The sequence below is a fragment of the Xanthobacter oligotrophicus genome, from assembly GCF_008364685.1.
In the GTDB taxonomy this organism is placed as follows: Bacteria; Pseudomonadota; Alphaproteobacteria; order Rhizobiales; family Xanthobacteraceae; genus Xanthobacter; species Xanthobacter oligotrophicus.
Window position 1 is genome coordinate 28,524 of record NZ_VTTL01000014.1, and the last position, 22,646, is coordinate 51,169.

The window sequence follows — 22,646 nt, forward strand, 5'->3', positions numbered from 1 at the left end:
GGGTTACGCCACCTTCTGCCCGGACGCGAGCAGCGCCTCGACTTCCGCTTCCGGCAGGTCCTCGATCTCGTCCAGCAGCGCCTTGAGGCGGTCGTCGGCGGCCAGTTCCCCGTCCAGCCAGTCCGCAAGGCGCGCCACCGAGCCGGTGAACAGGTCCACGATGCTGGGCGTCAGGTCGAACTGCCGCTTGATGCGGTTGCGGATTTCCACCGCCATGATGGAATCCATGCCCAAGGTGGTCAGCGCCCGCCGGTGGTCGAGCTTGTCCGCATCGAAGCGCAGCACGGCGGCGACGATGGCGCCGAGGCGCGCGCGCAGCTCGGCCTTGCGCTCGGCGGGGGCCATCAGCAGCAGGTCGGCGATGCCGGCGGTGGAGGGGGCGTCGGGCGCGGCCGCCGCCTGAAGCAGCTCCAGCCGCGCCGAGGCGGGCACCAGCGCCCAGTCGGCGTTCAGCACCAGCGCCTGCGTCTCCCCCCGGGCCATGAGGTGGTCGAGGGCCGCCATGCCCTGTTCCGGAGCGATGGGCTCCACGCCCGAAAGCCCCGCCCGCTCGGCAAGGCCAAGGCGTGCGAACAGGCCGATGTCCGCCCATGGCCCCCAATTGATGGCGGTGGCCGGCAGGCCCGCCGCGCGGCGATGAGCGGCCAGCGCATCCTCGAAGGCGTTGGCGGCGCCATAGCCGGCCTGCCCCACCTGCCCCAGCACCGAGGAGGCGGAGGAGAACAGCACGAAATGATCGAGCGGCAGGTCTGCCGTCTGCCGGTGCAGCGCGAGGGCGCCGGCCACCTTTGGCCGCATGACGGCGGCGATGTCGTCGCCGGTCATGCGCAGCAGCAGGGCGTCCTGGATCACCCCCGCCGCATGCACCACGCCGCGGATGGGCGGGTGCGCCTCGGCCCGATAGGCGGCGAGGAAGGCGGCGAGGCGCGCCTCATCCGCCACGTCGAACGCCTCCACACGCACGGAGGCGCCCAGCTGTTCCAGCCCCCGCACGGCGGCGACGCGCTGGCCGGCCTCGCTTTCGGGGGGCAGCGCCGCCCAGTCCGCGCGCGGCGGCAAGGGCGTGCGGCCGATGAGGATCAGCCGCCGGGCGCCACGCGCCACCAGGAAGCGCGCCGTCTCCAGCCCGAGGCCGGTGAGGCCGCCGGTGACGAGATAGCTCGCATCCGGCCGCAGCAGGACCGGCCCGGCCGCAACCGCCGGCTTCGGCAGGCGCGCAAGGCGGCTGACCCACCGCCGGTCGTCGCGCAAGGTGATCTCCCGGTCGTCGGCAAGGTCCAGCATCTCGTCTGCCGCCGCCGGGCAGGAGCCGGCGGGGTCGGCGGGATCAAGGTCGATCTGCGCGCCCCAGATCTCGGCATGCTCCATGCCCACCACCCGGCCGAAGCCCCAGAGCGGCGCCGCGACCAGATCGGGGGCCGGGTCCGCCACATCGCAGGCGACCGCCCCGCCCGTGACGATGAACAGCCGCGCACCCGCCGCCCCTTCCGCCAGCGCCTTCACGGCCGGAAGGGCGCGTCCCGCCACCGCCTCGAATACGGCGTCGGGCACATCCGTGCCGCCCGCCCCGGCCTCCAGCAGCAGCACGCCGCGCAGGGCGGCGCCGGCGGCAGTTATCCCGGCCGCAAGGTCTGCACCGGGCGCGAGCAATCGCACCTCCCCTCCGCGCTGGCGCAGGGCCTCGGCGAGGCTGTCGGGAACGGCGCCCGGCGCCCCTGAAAGCAGCCACAGGCCGGCGGCATCCGCCGGCGCCACGCGGGGCACGCGCGGGCGCTCGTGCCACTCCAGATGATAGAGGCTGTCGCGCAGGGACGCGCTGGCTCTCGGCCGCATCTCGTCCACCCGGCGCAGGGCAAGGCCGGTGACGCGCGCCACCACCGTGCCGTCGGCATCGCTCAGGGTGAGGTCGGCGGCAAGACGCGGCGCGCCGGGCACCGCATCGGCAGCGAGCCGCGCATGGACGAACACCCGCGCCGGCACCGCCGCAAGCTGCGCCAGCACGCCCACCCCTTGCGGCAGGTAGACCGGCCGCGCGCCGTCCCCCTCTGTCCCGATGGCGGCCACCACCTGGAACGCCCCGTCGAGCAGGGCGGGATGGAGGCCGAAGGCGGTATCTGACGGGCCCTCGGGCAGCGCCACTTCCGCCCACGCATCGGTGGCACCGGCCCGCAGCGCCCGCACGCCCCGGAACGCCGGGCCGTAGTCGAGCCCCCCGGCGGCAAACTGGCCGTAGAAGCCGGCGAGATCGACGGGCGCAGCGCCCTCATCCACCGCCGGCACAGGCCCGTCCGGCGCCTCCGGAACAGCCTTCCGCACGCCGATGCGGGCGTGCAGCGTCCAGTCATCCTCGCCCTGAACCGGGCGGCTCAGCACGTCCACCTGTGCCCCATCCCCGCCGGTACGGGTCAGCATCACCTGCAGGCGGCGCGCCTCGCCCTCGGGCAACAGCAGCATCTTCTCGAAGCGGGCGTCTTCCAGCACGAGGCCCTGCCCCGGCAGCGCCTCTCGCGCCATCACTTGCCGCGCCGCCGCCAGCGCCATCTCCAGATAGGCCGCGCCGGGCAATACGGGCACGCCGGAGAGGGCATGGTCGCGCAGCCACGGCAGGCTCGAAATGTCGATCTCCCCGTCCCAGAAGTGCGCGCCGCCCTGCGCCGCCGCGAACGGCGCGCCGAGCAGGGGATGGCTGCCCGCCTTGCGCGCGCCGGCCGAACCGCCGGTGGTGGCGGCGATCTGGTCCACCCAGAAATGCACGCGCTGCCAGGGATAGGCCGGCAGGGACACGCAGCGCCCCGCCGGCAGCACGCGCCGCCAGTCCACCGCGAAACCGTTTGCCCACAGGCCGCCGAGCGCGGTGGCGAGATCGAGGGCGCCGTCCCCCTCCCGTGTCAGGCTGTCCAGTGCGACGCCATCGGCGCCCACATGCTGGAGGATCTGGCGCAGCGCCCCCGCCAGCACCGGATGGGGGCTGATTTCGAGGAACAGATGCGCCCGCTCGCGGGAAAGCTTCGCCACCGCATCGGCCACGCGGAACGGGTCGCGCAGGTTGCGGCTCCAATAGGCGGCATCGAGATTCGGGCCGGGCTCGTCCTTGAGCGTCACGGTGGAGAGGAAGCGCAGTTGCGCCGGCCGTGGCGCGATCGCGGCGAGGGCTGACTCCAGCGCCGGGCGCAGGCTGTCCATGGCCGGGCTGTGGGCCGGTACGTCCACATTCTCCAGCAGCCGGGCAAAGATGCCCGCCGCCTCCAGCTCCGCCAGATAGGCCTTGAGCGGCTCGCTCTCCCCCGCGATGAGGGTGGAGGCGAAGCTGGTGATGCCGGCCACGGCGAGCCTGTCGGCCTGCGGCGCCAGCGCGGCTTCCACCTCCGCCGCCGGCAGGCCCACCACGGCGGTGGCGCCCACCCCGCGCTTGGTGCGCAAAAGCCGGCTGCGGGCGAGGATGACCCGCGCCGCATCCTCCAGCGAGAGGATGCCGGCGGCGAAGGCCGCGGGGATCTCGCCCATGCTCTGGCCGATCACCACGTTCGGCACCACGCCAAGCTCCCGCCACAGGGCCACAAGGCCGGCCTGCATGGCGAAGAGGACGGGCTGCACCACGTCGATGTCGTCGAGGCGCGAGGCGTCGGTTGCCGCGTTCAGCTCCTCGATCAGCGACCAGCCGGCCTCGGCGCGCACCAGCCCGTCCAGCCGGTCGATCACAGCGCGGAAGGCGGGCGCGATGGCATAAAGGTCGCGGCCCATGCCCAGCCAGTGGGAGCCCTGCCCGGAGAAGACGAAGGCCAGCGACATCCCCGCCTCGCCATCCAGCGCGGTACCGGTGGCCACATGGCGCGCGTCGTCGCCCGCGAGATGCGCCTCCAGCCGGGCGGCCATCTCCTCCCGGCTGGTGCCGGCCACCGCGAGGCGAAAGGCGTGGGGCGTGCGGCGCAGGGTAGCGGTGGCGCAGATGTCGGCGAGCCCCGGCGCATCGGGCGCGCGCAGGAAGGCCGCATAGGACCGGGCAAGCGCCGTGAGCGCATCCGGAGATTTCGCCGACAGGGGCAGCACATAAGCGGCCGCGCCTGCGGCGGAGGCTGCGACGGCAGGTGAGGAGACGGAGGGCGGGGCGATGGCGGCCGGCGCCTGCTCCAGCACCACATGCACATTGGCCCCGCCGAACGAGAAGGCGCTCACCCCGGCGACGATCGGTTCCTCCGGCGCGGGAAACGGTCCGGCGGCGGTGCGCACCTCCAGCGCGAAGGGCGCTTCCGACAGGGCCGGATGGGGGGTCTCGAAATGCAGGTTTCCCGGCAGCAGCCGATGCTTCAGGGCCAGCGCGGTCTTGATGATGCCGGCGATGCCGGCGGCGGATTCGGTGTGGCCGATATTGCTCTTCACCGAGCCCACCACGCAGCCGCGCCCCGGCGCGCGATCGGTGCCCAGCACCTGCGCGAGGGCCTGAAGCTCGATGCGGTCGCCGACGATGGTGCCGGTGCCGTGGGCCTCCACATATTGCACCCGGCCGGGCGCGATGCCGGCCTTGCCATAGGCCTCGCGCAGCAGCTTCTCCTGCGCCTGCCCATTGGGCGCGGCGATGCCGTTGCTGCGCCCGTCGTGATTGACCGCGCTGGCGCGGATCAGGGCATAGATGCGGTCGCCGTCCGCCTCAGCCTGCGACAGCAGCTTCAGCACCACCATGCCAGCGCCCTCCGACCGCGCCATGCCGTCGGAAGCGGCATCGAAGGTATGGCAGCGTCCGCGCGGCGACAGCGCGCCCATGCGCGAGAAGCAGATGTCCGGCGCCGGCACCAGATTCACCGCCACCCCGCCGCACAAAGCGAGCGTCGCCTCTCCGGTGCGCAGGGTCTGGCAGGCGAGGTGCAGCGCCAGCAGCGAGCCCGAGCAGGCGGTGTCCACCGTCAGGCTGGGGCCGTGGAGGTCCAGCACATAGGACAGGCGATTGGCGATGATGGAATTCGACGTGCCGGTGCCGGTGGCGGCGGACACCCAGCGGTCGTCCGCCGTGATCAGCTGGTTGTAGTCGTTGGTCAGCGTGCCCACCACCACGGAGGTGGGCGAGCCGGCGATGCGGTCGGCCGGAATGCCGGCGTCCTCCAGCGCCTCCCAGGCGGTTTCCAGCACCAGCCGCTGGCGCGGATCGATGAACGGCGCCTCGCGCGGGGTGATGCCGAAGAAGTCGGCGTCGAACCTGTCGAGGTTCGGCAGATAGCCGCCCTCGCGGCTCACCGTCTTGCCGCGCGCCTGAGGGTCGGGATTGTAGAGGCTGTCGATGTTCCAGCGGTCCTGCGGCACCGGGCCGAGGGGATCTTCGCCCCGAACCAGAAGGTCCCAGAACCCGGAGAGGTCTGCGGCGCCGGGGAAGCGGCATCCCATGCCCACGATGGCCACCGGCTCGCCCTGGCGGCGCTCCAGCACATCCACCTTGGCGCGCAGGTCGCGGATCGCGCGCAACGCCCGTTCGGTGGTGGTCGCAGAGCTGCCGGCGGTGCGGTCGGGCATGGATGAAGCCTCAATATTTCAACGCGTTGAGCTCGGCGAGGAGCGCGCTTTCGGCATCGTCCTGCGGCTCGGCGGGGGGCGCGGCGGAGGCCTCCTCGCGCCAGGCCAGCACCTCCTCGGCAAGGTGGCGCACCAGGGCGTCGATGCTCGGATAATCGTAGGCAAGGGTGGCCTTGAGCAAGACGCCCAGATCCTTCTCCAGCGCCGCCTTGAGTTCCATGTTCATGAGGGAATCAAAGCCCATGTCCTCCAGCGGCCGCGCCGGGTCCACCGCCTCTGGCGCGGGAAATTCGAGTGCTGTGGCAACAAGTTGCCGGACATGAGCGCGCAGCAGGCGCGCCCGTTCCTCCGTCCCCGCCGCCTCCAGCCGGGCGCGGAACGGCGGGGCCGCCGGCCCCCCATCCTGTGCCGGCATGGCGGCGGCGAACCCTGCCAAAAGTCCTGTTGGAGCAAGGCCTTTCCTCAGCCCGGCCTGCCAGCCGGTGGGCAGCACCGCCACATGCCCGGGGCGGCGTGCCATGAGCTGCCCCAGCACCGCCGCCCCGGCGGCGGGCGAGATCCGGCCCATGCCGTCGGAATCCAGCGTTTGAGCCATTCCCGCCCCCTCCCACGGCCCCCAGTCGATGGCTTGCGCGGGCAGGCCAAGGCTGGCGCGATGCTCGGCGAGGGCGTCCAGGGCGGTGTTGGCGGCGGCGTAATTGGCCTGCCCCGGCAGCCCCAGCAGGCCGGACGCAGAAGCATAGAGAATGAACATTTCCAGGGGCTCGTCGAGGGTCGCCCGGTGCAGCAGCCACGCCGCCCGCAGCTTGGGCGGGAGCACGCGAGCGAAATGCGCCGGGCTCTGGTTCACCAGCAAGGCGTCGTCGAGCACGCCGGCGGCATGGATAAGTCCGCGCAGGGGCGGCATTTTTTCCCGCACGGCCGCCAGCAGACGGTCCACCTCTGCCGGCTCACCCACGTCCGCCCGGAAGACCTCCACCCGCGCCCCGGTCCGGCGCAACGCCTCCACGGCCTCCCGCGCCGCCTCGCCCGGCGCGCTGCGGCCCACCAGGGCGATGCTGCGCGCGCCATGGCGCACCAGCCAGGACGCCGCATGAAGGCCAAGTGCGCCAAGCCCACCGGTGACGAGGAAGGTCGCGTCACCCCGCACCATGTCGCCGGCCGGCGCCGCCGCCTGCCACAGCACGATCTTGCCCATGTGCCGCGCCCGGGCCATGTGCTGGAACGCCGCGCCGGCATCCTCAATACCGAACAGCTCGGAGCGCAGCGGCACCAGCGTGCCATCGGCAAGGCGAGCGAGCATCTCACCCATCATCTGCGCGATAAGGCCTTGGTCCTGCTTGATATCCCATAGGTCGAAGGGGTGGTAGGCGATGTTCCGGCCGAGCGCCGCCACATCGGCCGCGTTCCAGATGCCCATCTTGCCGATCTCGACGAAGCGGCCGCCATCGGCCAGCGCCGCGAAACTCTCGGCGATGGCTTCGCCGGAAAGGCTGTTCAGCACCACGTCCACGCCCCGCCCGCCGGTGCGACGGCGGATCTCATCGGCGAAGTCGGCGGTGCGCGAGTTGAACAGGTGGGTCACGCCATGGCGGCGCAGATGGCCCCATTTGGCGGGGCTGGCGGTGGCGAAGATTTCCGCCCCGGCCCGTTGCGCCACCTGGATCGCCGCCTGCCCGACGCCACCCGCCGCCGCGTGGATCAGCACCCGCTCGCCGCGCTTCAGCCCGGCCAGGCGGTCGAGGGCGTAATGGGCCGTGAGGAAGGCCAGCGGCAAGGTGGCCGCATCGCGGAACGACAGGCTCTCCGGCTTCGGCACCACGAACGCCGCCGGCACCCGCACACGCCCGGCAAGGCTGCCCACGGTGAGGCCGGCCATCACCGGCATGTTCACGGCAAGGCCATCGACGCCCGGCCCCACGGCGGCGATGACGCCGGCGCATTCCAGCCCATAGGGCATGTTGTCGGCGCTGTCGGGCAACAGGCCCATGCCGTGCAGCACGTCGCGGAAATTGAGACCGCTCGCCACCACGTCGATGATGACTTCGCCGTCGCCGGGCGGACGGCCGTCGAACTGCGGGAGTTCAATGGGATGCTCCGGCTCGGCCGGGCGATCGGCCACCAGCCGTGCCGTGAAGCACGCGCCCCGGCGCAGAGCCAGGTCCTCGCCCGGCGGCGCGGCGACGAGGCAGGCGGCGAGATCGGCAAGCTCCGCCTCCCCCGCCTCGGGGTCGAGATCGATGCGGGTCTGGCCGAGGTCGGGATATTCCGCCGCCGCCACCCGCGACAGGCCCCACAGGCCGGCCTCCGCCACGCCGGTCACCGGCTCTCCCGCCACGCGCTGGGTGCCGTACGTCACCACATCCAACCGCAGCGTGGCGCGATGGACCGAGCGGCCCGCCGCCTGAACCAACCGCAGCAGGCCGATGTGGGAGGCCGGCACCTCCGCCGCGCCGGGATCGGCCGGCGTGGTCGCGAGATAGACCATATGGCAGCAGCCGTCCGGCGCCCTTGCCCGTACGTCGGAAATCCAGCCGGCGAGGGCATCCGCGCTGGAGGCCCATGGGGTTGGATGATCCGCCACCACCTGCCCACGTGCCGCCAGCGCATCCGCCAGTTGGCGCACCAGCGCCGCATCGTCGCCCATAAGCGCGAACAGGCGCGGCGCAGGCATGCCGGACAGGTCCGCCCGTTGCCAGCGCAGGCGCAGCAGTTCCGGTTGGGTGGCGAGGCCTTCGTCCTCCACGGCGGCGCCATGGGCGATCCGGGCGAAAGCCACACCGTCGAGCTGCGCTACCAGTTGCCCCGCGCCATCGCGCAGGATCAGATCCACATGGCAGGTCCGCGCGGCGGGATCATCTCTCAAGCGCAGCGTCGAGGTAACCGCAGCGCCGGCCGGGGCGAACACCGCCACCCGCCCGATGCCCCTCGGCATCCAGGTCACGCCCGGCCCCAGTTGCGGCAGGATCGCGCTTGAGGCGACGAGGCACGCATCGAGAAGCGCGGGGTGGATGAGATAGTCGGCGGCGCTGCCGCTTTCCTTCGGCAGCTCCGCATGGGCAATGACGCCCTCCGCGATCATCGCGAGGTCCTTCAGGCCGCGAAAGGCCGGGCGATAGTCGAAGCCGAACTGCGTCAGCCCGCCATAGATGGCCGCGCCCGGCGTGGGGGCGGTGGAGGCGGACAGGCCGGCGTCCCATGCCGGTTCAGGCGTCGGCGCGGAGGCGATGTTTGCAGTTGCATGAAGGGTCCAGACGCCGTCCGGGTCGCGCGCGAACACCTGCCATGCCCCATCGGCGCCGACGACAGTCTGCACCTCCACCCCGCCCCGGTCGGGCAGCAGCAGCGGCCGAAGGATCGCCAGATCCTCTACCCCGGCGCCGGACCCCAGAGCGGCCCACCCGTTCTGCAGCGCGACCTCGGCGAAGGCGGCCATGGGGAAGGTCGCCCGGCCGCCGAACCGGTGGTCGAGCAGGAAGCACAGCCGTTCGCCGCCGAGGGTAAGATTGAAGCGCACCTCGTCGCGTCCGGCGAGGTCAACGCGGCTGCCGGCAAGGCCGCGTGGCGCATGCGCCGAAACCGTATCAGGGCGGGGGATGAAACAGGTGGCGCGCTCGAACGGATATGTGGGCAGCGACAGCCGCCGGAGCGGCGCGTCCACCGCCGCCCAATCCGGATCGAGCCCCGCCAGATGCGCGGCGGCAAGACGCGGGGCAATGTCCGCCCAAACGGCTCCGGAGGGCGCGATGGGGATCACGAACGTGTCCGGCGCCGCTTCCGCCGCCTGGGCGGGGGCGCTCGTCAGCTGGGCCCACCAGTAAGCAGGGCTGGTGACCTCGGCGGCAACCTCGCGGCCGAGCAGGCCCGACACCAGGGGCACCGTGGGCGGCTTCAGGGCGAGGCCGCGCGCGGCGGCGATGAAATCGAGCCGCCCTGCCTCCACATCGGCGCGCCCCAGCGCCGCCTGCCGGGCGCGCAGCAGGACGCCGGCATCTGCCAGCGAGAGGACGTCAGCAAGGCATGCGGCGACCACCTCGCCGGCCCCCTGTCCGACGATGCGGTCGGGAACCACGCCCCAGCTGCGCCACAGGGCAGCCAGCGCATAGGCCCTCACGAAAGCCGCCACCGGGCCGGACGGCGCAGGCGGAAGGCCCGCTTCAGTGCAGGACGCGACCGCGGCGGCGAAGGCCGGATCGCTCGCCATCAGGGCGCGAGCGCCATCGGAAGGCAGGCCGTCGCCATCGGCGCAGGCAAACAGCACCTGCGGCCGGCGCGCCGGCGCGATGGCGATGTCCGCCAAATGCTCCAGCTTGCCGGCCAGTTCTCCAATGCCGGCGAACGCCACGGCGGCGCGCACCGGAAAGCGGCCGCGCCCGGCATTCAGGGTCAGCGCCACCGCGCCGGGATCGGCCTCAGGCCGCCTCGCGAGACCCTGCGCCTGCCGGGCCGCCAGCGCCCGCAGCGCCGACTCGCTCTTGGCGGACAGGGCGGCGATGTAGCCGGACCGGCGCGGTACGGGCGCTTCCGCCAACGCCGGCGCGGCTTCCAGGATCACATGGGCATTGGTGCCGCTCATGCCGAAGGCGCTCACCGCGCCGCGCAACGGCCCATCGGCCGAGAAAGCGACGGGTGCGGTGGGCACGCAGAGGCCGAGGGCGTCCCACGGGACATAAGGGTTGGGGGCCGAGAAATGCAGGTTCGGCGGCACTTCCCCATGACACAGCGCCAGTACCACCTTGAGGAAGCCCGCCACCCCGGCGGCCGCTTCCAGATGGCCGAAATTGGTCTTCGCCGATCCCACCAGCAACGGCGCGGCGCGATCCGCCCCATAGACGGCGCCCAGCGCGCGCAATTCGATAGGGTCGCCCAGAATGGTCCCGGTGCCGTGGGCCTCCACGAAGCCGACCGAGCGGGCGGGGATGCCGGCGTCTGCCAGCGCGGCGCGGATCACCGCCTGCTGTGCGGCACCGTTGGGCGCGGAAATGCCGTTGCTGCGCCCGTCATGATTCACCGCCGAGCCCCGGATCACCGCCAGGACAGGATCGCCGTCGCGCACCGCGTCATCAAGCCGGCGCAGGGCCACCACGCCACAGCCCTCGCCCCGCACGAAGCCATCGGCATCGGCGCTGAAGGTACGGCAGCGCCCGGTGGGCGAGAGCGCCTTCATCTGGCACAGCCCCAGCGTGATCTGTGGCGACAGGATGAGGTTGACCCCGCCCGCCAGCGCCCGGTCGCACTCCCCCGCCCGCAGGCTGCGGCAGGCAAGATGGATGGCGAGCAAGGAGGAAGCGCAGGCCGCATCCAGCGCCATGGCGGGGCCGTGAAGGTCCAGCGCATAGGCGATGCGGCCGGCGGCGAGGCTGCGCATCATGGCAAGGCCGGCATGGCCGTCGATCTGGTCCGCCGCGCGGCGATAGAGCCGCTCCTGGGTATAATCGTCGGAATAGATGCCGACGAACACGCCGGTGCTCGACCCGGCCAAAGCCTGCGGCGACCAGGCGGCGCGCTCCACCGCCTCCCATGCCACTTCCAGCAGCAAGCGGTGCTGCGGGTCCATGGACGCCGCCTCGCGCGGTGAGATGCCGAAGAAGCTGGCGTCGAAGCCCGCGATGTCGTCGAGGCTGGCCATGTCCCGCGCATAGGCCCGGCCGGCACTGGGATCGTCCACGTCCCAGCGGTCGGCGGGCACGGGGCGCACCGCGTCGCGCCCCTCGTGCAGCAGACGCCAGTAAGCGTCCAGATCGTTGGCGCCACCGGGAAAACGGCAGCCGGCGGCGACAATGGCGATAGGCTCCCCCTGGGCGGAAGCCCGAGCCTGCGAGAGGCCGTCGCGCAATGTCAGGGGCTCCGCCATGGCCTGGCTATGTCGCCACGGGAACGGCGCAGGCCCCGGCGGAGGCGGCGACGGGTTCGCTCAGGCGCGCCAGTAGCCCGGCGAGGGTGGACGCCTCCCACACCACGGTCAGGTCCACGGGACGACCGAGCGGCGCGGCCAGCTCCCGCGCCAGCGCGACGCCCAGCACCGAATCCAGCCCGTATTCGGCGAAAGCGCGATCGCGCTCGATGGCGCCGGGGGACAGGTTGAGATGACGGCCGAGCCAGTCGCGCACCCAGGCTTCAAGGCGGAACCCTTCGAGATCCGCGCCGCGCGCCTGGTCTTGAGCCGCCGGCCGGGCGGCGGCGGCGCGCAGCTCGCGCTTCAGGATCTTGCCCGTGGGGTTGCGCGGCAGGGCATCCACAAAGGCGAAGGCGGTGGGCACTTTGTAGGCTGCGAGGGTGCGCCGGCAGATCGCCTCCAGCTCCTGCGCGCCGACAGCGGCGCCGGGCTTCAGGACCACATTGGCCCAGACCTCCTCGCCGAGGAACGGGTCGGCGACGCCATACACCGCCGCCTCGGCCACGGCGGGGTGGCTGTACAGCGCATTCTCCACCTCGGCGGGATAGACATTGCGGCCGCCGACGATGATGAGGTCCGTCAGCCGGTCCTCCACTGAGAGATAGCCGTCGGCATCCAGCCGGCCGATGTCGCCGGTGTGCAGCCAGCCCTGACGGATGGCCTTCGCAGTATCCTCCGGTCGGTTCAGGTAGCCCAGCATGACGTTGCGGCCGCGCAGCACGATCTCCCCCGCCTCGCCCGGCGGCAGCTCGCGGCCATCGGCGGGATCGACGATGCGCAGGTCCACGCCTTCGATGGCGGTGCCGACCTTGCCGCGCCGCAGATTGTGGGTGTGGTTGTAGGTGGCGAAGGGCGAGCACTCGGTCTGGCCGTAGCCTTGATGGATGGGTAGGCCCATGTGCCGGTGCCAGCGCCCCTCCACCTCCAGCGGCAGGGGGGCGGCGGCGGAAAACCAGTAGCGCACGGCGGGACAGTCGGCCGGCGTGATGCGGCCTTCCAGCGCGAGGAAGGTGGTGGGGACGCCGAACACCATGGTCACGCCATCCGTGCGCAGCGATTGAAGCACCGCCGCGCGGTCGAACCGGCGCTGGAGCACCACGCAGGCGCCGGCGAAGAGGCCCGGCAAAAGGATGGCGTTCTGACCGAAGCAATGGTGCAGCGGCAGGAACAAGAGCAGCCGGTCGGCGCCGGTGACACCCATGTAGCGCACCTTGGAGCGGGCGGTGAACGCCACGTTGCCGTGCGACAGCATCACCCCCTTGGGCCGCCCCGATGTGCCGGAGGAATAGACGACGACGGCGGGATGCTCGTCCGCCACATCCTCCACCGCCCATGCCCCGGCGGCGGCGGTCCCGGCATCGAGCACGGGCAGGCCGCTGAGGGACAGCCGCGCGGCCACATCCCCCTCCGCCAGGGCAAGCCGGCATGCGCTGTCGGCGAGGATGAAGGCGGTTTCGGCTTCCGCGAGCATGGGATTGATGCAGACCGCCACGGCCCCGAGGCTCAGCACGCCAAGGTAGCTGGCGACGAAGTCTGGCCCATTGGGCAGCACCAGCGCGACGAAATCCCCGCGCCCGATGCCTTCGGCCTGAAGCCGGGCGCGCACGCCGGCGGCCCGGGCCCGGACATGGGCATAGGACTGAGTCGCGCCGTCGAACAACAGGCAGGGCCTGTCGCCGGGCATGTGGGCGAAAATGCTGGCGACGTTCAAGAAATCGCCCCCGATCTAGACGTTCGATCCCAAGAAAATGTCTTTTAACTCAAGTTGTTATCATTTTACAGCAACGCTACAAACCGGCCACGCCGGCGTCAAGCGACACACATCGTGCACAGACCGCACCACGCCTGTTCCATCCTGGCGGACCAGCTCTGTCTACCCCGCCCGTGCCCCCTTTGGGATGAGGACGAATGTCAAGGCGTGGGCGCGCCATCGACACGCCCCGGCGGGTCAAGACAGGGCTTCCCCATGAGTCGCTCGATGGGTCATCTGACACACAGATTCCAGGGCCCGCAGCAGCGGCATGCGATGGTCATTCAAATAAAAATGATCACCCGCATACATCCTCAGGCTGAACCCGGAGGTCGAGTGTCGCGACCAAGCCCGCAAATCCTCTTCCGGGATCGAATCCCCCACGCCGCCGAAGGCATGGATGGGACAATCGAAAGCCTGCGCCTCCCGGAAACGGTAGGTTTCAACCGCCTTGAGATCGGCTCGGATCACCGGCAGCAGCAGGTCCAGCAGTTCGCGATCCCCCAGCACCACGTCGGGCGTCCCGTTCAGGGCGCGCAGTTCGCCGATGAGCTCGGCCTCGGACAGCAGGTGCAGCGGTGGACGGGACGGCGGCAAATGGGGCGCGCGGCGCGCCGACACGAACAGCGCCGCCGGCATCAAGGCCCCCCGCGCCCTCAGCCGCCGCAGGGTTTCAAAGGCGAGGAGCGCGCCCATGCTGTGGCCGAACAAGGCGTAAGGCAAATCGAGCCGACGCACCATCGCATCGGCCAGCCCCTGCGCCATCTCGTCCATGGTCTGGAACGGCGCCTCGCGGATCCGCCCGCCGTGGCCCGGCAGTTGGACCGGCACCACCTCGATGGCGGGATCGATGGCCGCCTGCCATGAAGAATAAGCGCTTGCATTGCCGCCCGCGAAGGGAAGGCAGAACAGGCGAAGCCGACGCACGCCCCGCGTCGTGCCCCCCAGAAACCAGGGTGACGGTTCGGCAGTCATCTGACGGCAACAGAAGGGAGGGTGACGGCGGTATAATATTGCAACGCGAGCCCCTGGCTTTCCGGACGGTCATCGCAAATCCTGCGGCTCGGACGGCCCTTCGGTGCCACCGATTTGCCCACAGATGAACAGATATCCCCGCCGCCGATCACACCGCAACGCAATCTTGGCCCCGGCCGCCCGATGTCGCGTTCTCCATCTCTGATTTAGAGCGCGATTCACCGCGCAAACTGGTTCAATTTGCTCGGATCGCGCTCTAGTCTCGCGCCCCAGGCCGCGCCGCATCGAGTGAATCAAGCCCTATGAACGTTCACCGGACCCCTGTGATCCTCGTCGGCGCGCAGCGCCTTTCGCCGGCTGATGTCTGGGCGGTGGCCCAGGGCACGAGCCGCGTTACGCTGGATGGCTCTGCTGCATTCCGCCAGCGCATCGAGGCCGGCTCCGACCTGCTCCGGCAGCGGATCGCCTCGGGCGAACGGATCTACGGCGTGACGACGGGATTTGGCGAATCGGTGGTCACCGAGGTGCCGGTGCACCTGACCGATGAATTGTCGTTGAACCTCGTGCGCTTCCACGGCTGCGGCACCGGGGCCCTGTTCTCGGAAACCGAGGCGGCGGCCGTACTGCTGGCGCGCATCGCCTCCTTGTCCGCGGGCTGGTCGGGGGTGCGGTTCGAGGTGGTGGAGCGCCTCGCGACCCTGCTCGACCACCGCATTCTCCCGGTCATCCCCAGCGAGGGCTCGGTGGGGGCGAGCGGCGACCTGACCCCCCTCTCCTATGTGGCGGCCATGGTCATGGGCGAGCGCGAGGTCTACAGCGGCGCCCAGATCGTTCCGGCGGCCGAGGCCATGCGCGCGGCGGGCATCACCCCCATCGCGCTGGCGCCCAAGGAAAGCCTCGCCATCATGAACGGCACCAGCGTCTCGGTGGCGCTGACGGCCCTCGCCTTCGAGCGCGCCCGCTGGCTGGCCCGGCTGGCGGCGGCGCTCACCGCGCTCGCCAGCGACGTGACGCAAGGCAACCCCGCCCATTTCGATCCGCGCATCTTCGCCGCCAAGCCCCATCCCGGCCAGATGCTGTGCGCCTCCTGGATCGCCCAGGATATCGAGTACCAGCCCGGCACAGTGCACCAGGGCCGGCTGCAGGATCGCTATTCCATCCGCTGCGCGCCCCATGTGGTGGGGGTGCTGATCGACGCGCTGGACTGGATGAAGCCCTGGATCGAGACCGAGCTGAACGGCGCCTCAGACAACCCGCTGATCGATCCGGAGACCGGCGACCCGCTGTTCGGCGGCAATTTCTATGGCGGCCACGCCTGCTTCGTGGCCGATGGTCTGAAGAACGCCACCGCCAACATCGCCGATCTCCTGGACCGCCAGCTCGCGCTCATCTGTTCCGCCGTCACCAGCAACGGGCTGCCGGAAAACCTGGTGGGCGCCGACGGCGATGGGCACCGGGCGCACCATGGCTTCAAGGCTATGCAGATCGCGGCGTCCGCATTGACCGCGGAAGCGTTGAAGGCAACCATGCCGGCCAGCGTCTTCAGCCGCAGCACCGAGAACCACAACCAGGACAAGGTCAGCATGAGCACGATCGCTGCCCGTGACAGCCTGCGCGTGCTGGAGCTGACCGAGACGGTGGCGGCCATCTGCCTCTTGGCGCTGGTGCAGGCGGTGGACCTGCGCCGGGGCGAGGGCTGCCATGTCCGCAGCCGGCTGCTGCGCGACGCGGTGCGGGCAAAGGTGTCCTTCAACGATCGCGACCGGCGGCAGGACGGCGACATCGCCATGGTCAAGGAGATGATCCAGCGGCGCACCCTGCCCCTGGACTTCAACTGATGCCCCAGCCGACGCTGTCCCCGGCCGCGCCCGCCTTGACCAACCAGCAGCGGGCCCGCGCGGTCCGGCGGCTGTTCCTGCGCATCGCGCTCCACATCTTCTTCTGGGACATCGTGATGACGCGGGGACCGCTGAAGCGGTTCCGCCGCCCGCCGGCCCCACGCTGGGCCGCCCTCGCCCGCCAATATCGCCGCGAGGCCGAGCGCCTCGGCGGCGTGCTCATCAAGCTCGGCCAGTATGTCAGCGCCCGCGTCGACCTCCTGCCCGAGGAGGTCACCCACGTGATGGCGGACCTGCGCGACGCGGTGCCCCCCGTGCCCGGCCCTCAGATCATCGCGCAGATCGAGGCGGACTTTCTCCTCCCCATCACCGGCCTCTACCGCAGCTTCGAGCCGGTACCCATCGGCGCGGCCTCGCTCGGCCAGGCGCACCGGGCGGTGCTGCCGGAGGGCCAGCCGGTGGTGGTGAAGGTGCTGCGGCCGGGCATCGAGGCCATCGTCGCCAGCGACCTGGAAATCGTCGGCCAGTTCATCCGCCAGTTGAAGCGGCTGGAGAGCATCCGCCGCCGGGTGGATCTCGACCTTCTGGCCAGCGAATTCTCGGCGGTGACCTATCGCGAGCTGGACCTCGTCGCGGAGGCCCGCAACTGCGAGCGCTTCGCCCGCGAGTTCGCCCACGACCCCGCCATCCACACCCCCACCATCTACTGGTCCCGCAGCGGCCGGCGCACCCTGACCATGGAGGATGTGTCCTATTTCCCTATCCACGACGTGCTGGGCTTTGAGGCCGCCGGCATCGACCGCCGTCGCGTCGCCAGCAAGCTGATGGATTGCTATCTCGACCAGGTGTTCCGGCACGGCTTCGTCCATGCCGATCCGCACCCGGGCAATTTGTTCGTGCGGCCGCTGGCGGCAGACGGCGAGAGCGCGGCGCACTGGTCGCCCTCCAGCCTCGCCTCGGGGCGGGTGCACATTCCGCACGTCACCAACCGGCCGTTCCAGGTGGTGTTCATCGATTTCGGCATGGCGGTGGAGATCCCCGCGCGGCTGCGCCAGTCGCTCACCACCTATGCCACCGGCATGGTGGCGCGCGACGCCTACACCATCGTCCAGTCCTATGTGGAGGGCGACCTGCTGTTGCCCGACACCGACCTCGACGAACTGGAGCGCATGACCGCGGCGCTGATCAACAAGTTTCCCCACGCCTTGGTGGGGCAGGTGCGCAAGCGCGACCTGACGCCGTTCGCCGAGCTGTCCGAGGAATACCAGACCCTGCTCTATAACTCGCCCATGAAGATGAAGGCGGAGCTTTTGTTCGTCTTCCGCGCCATGGGCATCTGCTCGGGGACGGTGGCGGGCATCGATGCCGCCTTCGATCCCGCCGAGCGCTTCATGCCGCTGGCCCAGCGGCTGGTGGCGGACGAACTGAAGCCGGATTCAGACCGGCTCAAGCGCCTCGTCTCGGCCACCGTCCGGCTGCCCATGCGGCTCGACAATCTTCTGACCGCGCTGGAGCGCGGCAAGCTGCGCATCCGCACCGACGGCGCAGACCGCCGCCGCGACGACATCCGCCAGCTCACCCGCGCAGCCAACCGGCTGGGCGTCGCGGTGCTGGCCGGCAGCGCCATGATCTGCGCGGTGCTGCTGGGACGGCAGGGCGAGATCGTCACCACCCCCACCGGGCTCGCGGTGCTGGCCATCGCCGTGGTGGCGGCCGGGGTGCTGATCAGCCAGCGTTCCTAGAGCAACTTCCGTTCGTCTCAGCTCACGGAAGCCGCTCTTGAGTCTTGCGTTGACGCGTCTTCTTCACGCGGACCGGTCCCCACTTCGCTCGAAAACGCTTTGAGCGGCGCCGCCAGAATCTCCCCTACGAAGGCTACGAAATTCGCCTTGGCATCATAGCGGGCGAAATCCTGCTTCAGGCGCTGGGCCGCCTCGCGGTATCCCGGCGCCGCCAGCATGCGCGCCACCGTCTCGCGCACGCGCTCGGCGGTCACCTCGTCTTCCCGCAGGTTTTCCGCTGCGCCGGTCTTGGCCACCATCTTGCAATAGGACAATTGATCGGTGTTGCTGGCGATGCCGAGGAAGGGCGTGCCCGCCACCAGGGCCTGGCATCCGCTGGAGGCGCCGCCGTTGCAGATCACCAGCGCCGCACGGGCGGCCGCCGTATCCCCCGGCAGATAGTCGGCGACGAAGGTATTGGCCGGCACGGCCAGCGCGGCGCCGGGGTGGGCGGTCGCCGCGATCACCGTCACCGGAAGGTCGGCAAGCCCGGCCAGGATGGCCTCCAAGAGGGCCGGCTCGCCCGAGCTGCCGAGATTGACATAGATGATCGGCTTGTCGTCCGGCACCGTCTCCCACCACGGCGGCGGCGCGATCTGCGGGCTGAAGTCGAGGGGGCCGATGTAGCGGTGGTTCGGCGGCAGGGCGCGGGTGGGGCTCAGCTCCGGAATGTCGGGATAGACCACATAGTCCCCGGCGCAGAAGGTCTCCCTGAGCCCCGCCCCGATGGGGGTGACCCCGTTGTTGAGGGCGGCGATGTTGATTGGCAGCGCCATCATCAGGGAGCCGACGGGCGTCAGCAGCGACAGCAGCCGGTCCCCGGTCTCGCGGCCCAGCACCTTGTAGAGCGGATGGTTCACCAGGGCGAACGGCTCGTCCGACCACGGGCTCCAGTGGGCGTTGATGATGTTCACATAAGGCACCTTGGTGAGCTGCGCGCTGATGGCGAGGGACTGGCGCATGTCACCGACCACCAGTTGCGGCTGCACCAGCCGCATCAGGCGCACGTCCTCGCGCACATAGGCGTTGAAGGTCTCGACGCTGAACAGCGGCTGGTTCTGCTTCAGCAGCGCGGTGCTGGTCGTGGGATCGATGGAGGATTTCAGGGCAATGGTGCGGTAGGGGCGCGGGCCTATGAGGGCGTTGAAGCGCGGATCGCACGCCAGCGTCACCCCATAGCCGGCAGCATGGAGCGCATCGGCGAGCAAGGTGGGGCGGACCACATGGGTCAGAGTCACTGCCTCACCCATCAGCAGAATATGCGGCGTCATCTCCCCCTCCCCGCTCCAGCCCCTGTCCGCAGCACATGACGCCGCGGCGCCCCCCGAACCCACCTTGAGAAAGCGGCCCAACTGGTGTGACTATAGCAACCACCCTAGCCCCGACATCATCGCTGCCGGCGAGATCCTGACAATGGCTGATTTTCTCCTCGTCCACGGTGCCTGGCACGGCGGATGGTGCTGGCGGCGCGTGGTCGCGATCCTGGCCGGCCAGGGGCACTGCGTGTTCGCGCCCTCCCTCACCGGCCTCGGCGACCGTGCCCACCTGCTCTCACCCGACGTGGGCCTCGCCACCCATGTGGCCGACGTGCTGGCGGTGATCGAGGCCGAGGAGCTGAGCCGCGTCATCCTGTGCGCCCACAGCTATGGCGGCGCGGTGGCGACACAGGTGGCGGACCGTGTGCCGGAAAAGATCGGCGCCCTCGTCTTCCTTGATGCCCTGCTGCCGCAGGATGGCCGCTCGCTGCTCGATCTCGATAGCCCCGAACGCCGCGAGGCCATCGTCTCCCGCGTGGTGGAGACGCCGCGCGGCCCGGTGCTGCCCCCGGCCCCCGCCGCCCTCTATGCCCTGGCCGCGCCCGAGGACGTGGCCTGGGTCGACCGGCGCTGTGTGCCCCAGGCCCTACGCACCTATACCGAGCCGGCGGTGCTGACCGGCGCCTGGATGCAGATCGAGGTGCTGGCCTATGCCTGCACCCTGCGCTTCCCGGCGCCCGACTTCCGGGACCTGGCGGCACAGCTCGCCAAGGACCCGCGCTTCACCATCCGGGAACTGGCGAGCGGGCATGATGCCATGATCGACGTTCCGCAGGATGTCGCCGGCCTGCTCCTCGCATGCGCCGAGGCGGCGGATGCTGCGGCAGCGGACGGTGCCGCCTGCGACGGGTCCTCTCCCGCCCCCGGCGCAACGGCGCCGACCGAGGTGGCGGGATCGCCCACAGGATCATTCTCGTGAGCGGCCCGCCTTACGCTGCAAGCGACGACGCCGCCATCGCGCTGCCGCCGGAAAAATTCCACCGCGTGCTGGCCGGGCTGCTGCTGGTGCTGGCACTGAGTTCGCTCGACGCCAACATCGTCGGGCCCGCCCTGCCGCTGATCTCCAGCGAGTTCGGCGCCCTCGACAGCCTGACCTGGGTGCTGACCATCTTCCTTCTCACCAGTACCGCCGCGACCCCGCTCTACGGCAAGCTGAGCGACATGTATGGCCGCCGGCCCCTGCTCACCGTCGCGGTGCTGCTGTTCCTCGCCGGATCGGCCTTCAGCGGGCTCGCCCAGAGCATGAACCAGCTGATCCTCGGCCGCGCCATCCAGGGCATCGGCGCCGGCGGGCTGATGACGCTCACCCAGATCACCATGTCGGACCTGGTGTCGCCGCGGCGGCGCGGCAGCTACCAGGGCCTGTTCGGCGCGGTGTTCACCATCGCCAGCCTCGCCGGCCCGCCGCTGGGCGGCGTCATCGCCGAATTCTGGTCCTGGCGCTGGATCTTCTACGTGAACCTGCCGCTGGGCGCCGCCGCCCTGACCCTGTTGTGGATGGGCCTGCCGCCGGGCGTACGCACCACCAGCCACCGCATCGATGTTCTCGGCTTCGTCGTCATCATGGCCGCCACCAGCTGCGTGCTGCTGGCGCTGAACCAGGGCAGCCACGGCAGCTGGACCTCCCCCCTTGTCATCGGCCTCGCCGTCGCCGCCGTGGTGCTGGCGCTGCTGCTGGGGCCGATCGAAGCCAAGGTGAAGGAGCCCCTCATCCCCCTTGCCATGGTGCGCAACAGGGTCTGGCTGATCGCCACCAGCGTCGCAACGCTGGTCACCATCGCGGTGTTCGGCGCGCTCGCCTTCATGCCCCTGTACCTGCAACTCGCCGGTGGCCTCTCGCCCACCGCCTCCGGCATCGCCATGGTGCCCTCGGCCGCCGGGCTGATGCTGTCGCTGCTGTATGGCGGCCGGGCCATCACGCGCACCGGGCGCTACAAGGTGTTCGCGGTCACCGGCGTCGGCGTCGCGACCGTGACGCTGTTCGCGCTGGCGCTCGCGGCCTATGCCCTGCCCTCCCCCTACCTCCTTGGCGCGCTTTTGTTCCCCCTCGGCACCGGGCTCGGGCTGCTGATGCCCGGCCTGACGGTGGCCTACCAGAACGCGGTGGCCCACGAGGACATCGGCACCGCCACCTCCACCGCGGGCTTCTTCCGCTCCCTCGGAGGCGCCTTCGGCATCGCGGTGGCAGGCGCCATCCTCGCCATGCAGGCGGGTGGACTATTGCCGACCGGCGGCGGGCGGCAGGACATGGACAATATCGGGCTCGGGCAATTGTCCCAGCTAAGCGTGGCGGAGCAGTTGGTCGTGCTTTCGGACTACCAGTCCGCCATGGTCACCATCTTCGCCGCCGCCGGCGTGGTGGCTACCCTGGCGTTCGCGCTCATCCGGCTGCTGCCGGAGCAGGAATTGTCCGACGTGGCCAACCGGCTGGGGGCCAACCTGCCCGGGCCCAAGTCATGAACCGGGCCCGCCGGCCCCCGGCGCTGCCGTTTCAGCCGGCCCCGGAGCCTCGATCCAGCCGATCTCCTCCAGTTGCGCAAGCGCGGCGGTGATATCGGCCTGTTCCGCCATCTCCTCCTGCCGCTGGTTGAAGATCTCGGGCGGGACGGAGGCCTCCGGCTCCAGGTCGGTGGCGAGAAACGGATCGAGGCGCACGAACCGGTCTTCCAGGATCCGGCTGGCCTGGTAGGTGGTGGCCTGCAGATTGGCTTCCATCACCAGCTTGATGAGGGCGAGCGGCCGCTCCATGTTCAGCAGCCAGCCCCCGTATCCCACGTCGCCGCCGGGCAGCGCCATGTAGCTGTTGGCCTGCCCCTGGCCGACCGAGAGGATCATGGTGGTGGCGATGTCGGCGGTCAGGAAGTCCATGGCCATGGTGAGGGCGCACATGCTGGGATTGTTGGCATAAAGGCCGCCGTCCACCCGCCCCTGGAACACCGGATGCAGCACCGGGATGGAACTGGAGTGAAGCGCGATGTCGGCCAGCAGCGGCGAAACCGGCAGCTCCTGCGCCCCGAGATTGTGATGAATCTCGATGGACCAGTGGCGATATTCCTTCAGCCCTACCTTGTTGTCGATGGCCACCGCCGGCATCAGCAGTCGGCGCCGGACATCGCGCAGGCGCACCTCGCCCAGAAGCTCCCGCAGGTGCTGGTAGAGCTTCTCGTGGGTCAGGAAGGCGGACAGGCCGGACATGGCCGCCAATGTGCGCGGGCTGAACGGCCCGGCCCCCTCGAACGGGTGCCAGAGCTGCCAGAATGCGATGGCGCGCTCGATCCCCTCGCGGACCGTATCGGACACGCCGATGATGGCGCAGGTGACGGCGCCGGCGGAGGTCCCGGCGAAGGCATCCACGTCCTCCAGCAATCCGGGCTGCTGGTCCAGCAGCCGCCGCAGCAGGTGGCAGGTGATCAGCGGCCGGGTCCCGCCATCGAGCGAAAGGATCTTGAGAGGCGCCATGGAGCCGAGAAACCCCGTCTGTGCTAACAACCCCCGGAGGCTGGCCTGAACCTGCCGATTCCGTGTCGGTTCACGTTAGCATGTCATGGAGCGGGAGCGATTTGGGATGGGCCATCCTGCGAGGTGTCATGG

10 protein-coding genes are annotated in these 22,646 nt (G+C 70.5%); 4 read left to right on the top strand and 6 right to left on the bottom strand.

Annotated elements, in window-relative coordinates; all coding sequences use genetic code 11:
- Nucleotides 1–3: 3 nt before the first annotated feature.
- From FZ033_RS21375 to FZ033_RS21390, 4 genes are all read right to left on the bottom strand, one after another.
- Complete coding sequence (locus FZ033_RS21375; RefSeq protein ID WP_149578092.1) at nucleotides 4–5,499, bottom strand: type I polyketide synthase; 5,496 nt, start codon at nucleotides 5,497–5,499, stop codon at nucleotides 4–6.
- 10 nt (nucleotides 5,500–5,509) lie between these two features.
- Nucleotides 5,510–11,353 (bottom strand): type I polyketide synthase, encoded by a 5,844-nt coding sequence (locus FZ033_RS21380; RefSeq protein ID WP_149578093.1) that lies wholly within the window; start codon nucleotides 11,351–11,353, stop codon nucleotides 5,510–5,512.
- A gap of 7 nt (nucleotides 11,354–11,360) precedes the next feature.
- On the bottom strand, nucleotides 11,361–13,106 hold the full coding sequence (locus tag FZ033_RS21385) for an AMP-binding protein (protein ID WP_149578094.1): 1,746 nt from the start codon (nucleotides 13,104–13,106) through the stop codon (nucleotides 11,361–11,363).
- Nucleotides 13,107–13,343: 237 nt separating this feature from the next.
- Nucleotides 13,344–14,120 (bottom strand): thioesterase II family protein, encoded by a 777-nt coding sequence (locus tag FZ033_RS21390; RefSeq protein ID WP_149578095.1) that lies wholly within the window; start codon nucleotides 14,118–14,120, stop codon nucleotides 13,344–13,346.
- Nucleotides 14,121–14,422: 302 nt separating this feature from the next.
- Between FZ033_RS21390 and FZ033_RS21395 the strand changes: the two genes are divergently transcribed.
- Complete coding sequence (locus tag FZ033_RS21395; protein ID WP_149578096.1) at nucleotides 14,423–15,958, top strand: HAL/PAL/TAL family ammonia-lyase; 1,536 nt, start codon at nucleotides 14,423–14,425, stop codon at nucleotides 15,956–15,958.
- Nucleotides 15,958–17,700 (top strand): ABC1 kinase family protein, encoded by a 1,743-nt coding sequence (locus FZ033_RS21400; RefSeq protein WP_149578097.1) that lies wholly within the window; start codon nucleotides 15,958–15,960, stop codon nucleotides 17,698–17,700. Before FZ033_RS21395 ends, FZ033_RS21400 begins: the two co-directional genes overlap by 1 nt.
- A 17-nt stretch (nucleotides 17,701–17,717) precedes the next feature.
- Here FZ033_RS21400 and FZ033_RS21405 read toward each other — a convergent pair whose 3' ends face one another.
- Nucleotides 17,718–19,010, bottom strand: coding sequence for a nucleotide disphospho-sugar-binding domain-containing protein (locus FZ033_RS21405; protein ID WP_149578098.1), 1,293 nt, complete (start codon nucleotides 19,008–19,010; stop codon nucleotides 17,718–17,720).
- Nucleotides 19,011–19,152: 142 nt separating this feature from the next.
- Between FZ033_RS21405 and FZ033_RS21410 the strand changes: the two genes are divergently transcribed.
- Complete coding sequence (locus tag FZ033_RS21410) at nucleotides 19,153–19,974, top strand: alpha/beta fold hydrolase (protein ID WP_149578099.1); 822 nt, start codon at nucleotides 19,153–19,155, stop codon at nucleotides 19,972–19,974.
- A complete protein-coding gene (locus tag FZ033_RS21415) occupies nucleotides 19,971–21,515 on the top strand; it encodes an MDR family MFS transporter (RefSeq protein WP_188079618.1) in 1,545 nt (514 codons plus the stop codon). Before FZ033_RS21410 ends, FZ033_RS21415 begins: the two co-directional genes overlap by 4 nt.
- Here FZ033_RS21415 and FZ033_RS21420 read toward each other — a convergent pair.
- On the bottom strand, nucleotides 21,510–22,514 hold the full coding sequence (locus FZ033_RS21420; RefSeq protein ID WP_149578101.1) for a patatin-like phospholipase family protein: 1,005 nt from the start codon (nucleotides 22,512–22,514) through the stop codon (nucleotides 21,510–21,512). The two genes, FZ033_RS21415 and FZ033_RS21420, sit on opposite strands and share 6 nt — an antisense overlap.
- Nucleotides 22,515–22,646: the final 132 nt, after the last annotated feature.

Coding starts and splice junctions, on each gene's coding strand:
- FZ033_RS21405 (WP_149578098.1), bottom strand. CDS start 19,010: ATGACGCCGCATATTCTGCTGATGGGTGAGGCAGTGACTCTGACCCAT.
- FZ033_RS21380 (WP_149578093.1), bottom strand. CDS start 11,353: ATGGCGGAGCCCCTGACATTGCGCGACGGCCTCTCGCAGGCTCGGGCT.
- FZ033_RS21410 (WP_149578099.1), top strand. CDS start 19,153: ATGGCTGATTTTCTCCTCGTCCACGGTGCCTGGCACGGCGGATGGTGC.
- FZ033_RS21375 (WP_149578092.1), bottom strand. CDS start 5,499: ATGCCCGACCGCACCGCCGGCAGCTCTGCGACCACCACCGAACGGGCG.
- FZ033_RS21420 (WP_149578101.1), bottom strand. CDS start 22,514: ATGGCGCCTCTCAAGATCCTTTCGCTCGATGGCGGGACCCGGCCGCTG.
- FZ033_RS21400 (WP_149578097.1), top strand. CDS start 15,958: ATGCCCCAGCCGACGCTGTCCCCGGCCGCGCCCGCCTTGACCAACCAG.
- FZ033_RS21390 (WP_149578095.1), bottom strand. CDS start 14,120: ATGACTGCCGAACCGTCACCCTGGTTTCTGGGGGGCACGACGCGGGGC.
- FZ033_RS21395 (WP_149578096.1), top strand. CDS start 14,423: ATGAACGTTCACCGGACCCCTGTGATCCTCGTCGGCGCGCAGCGCCTT.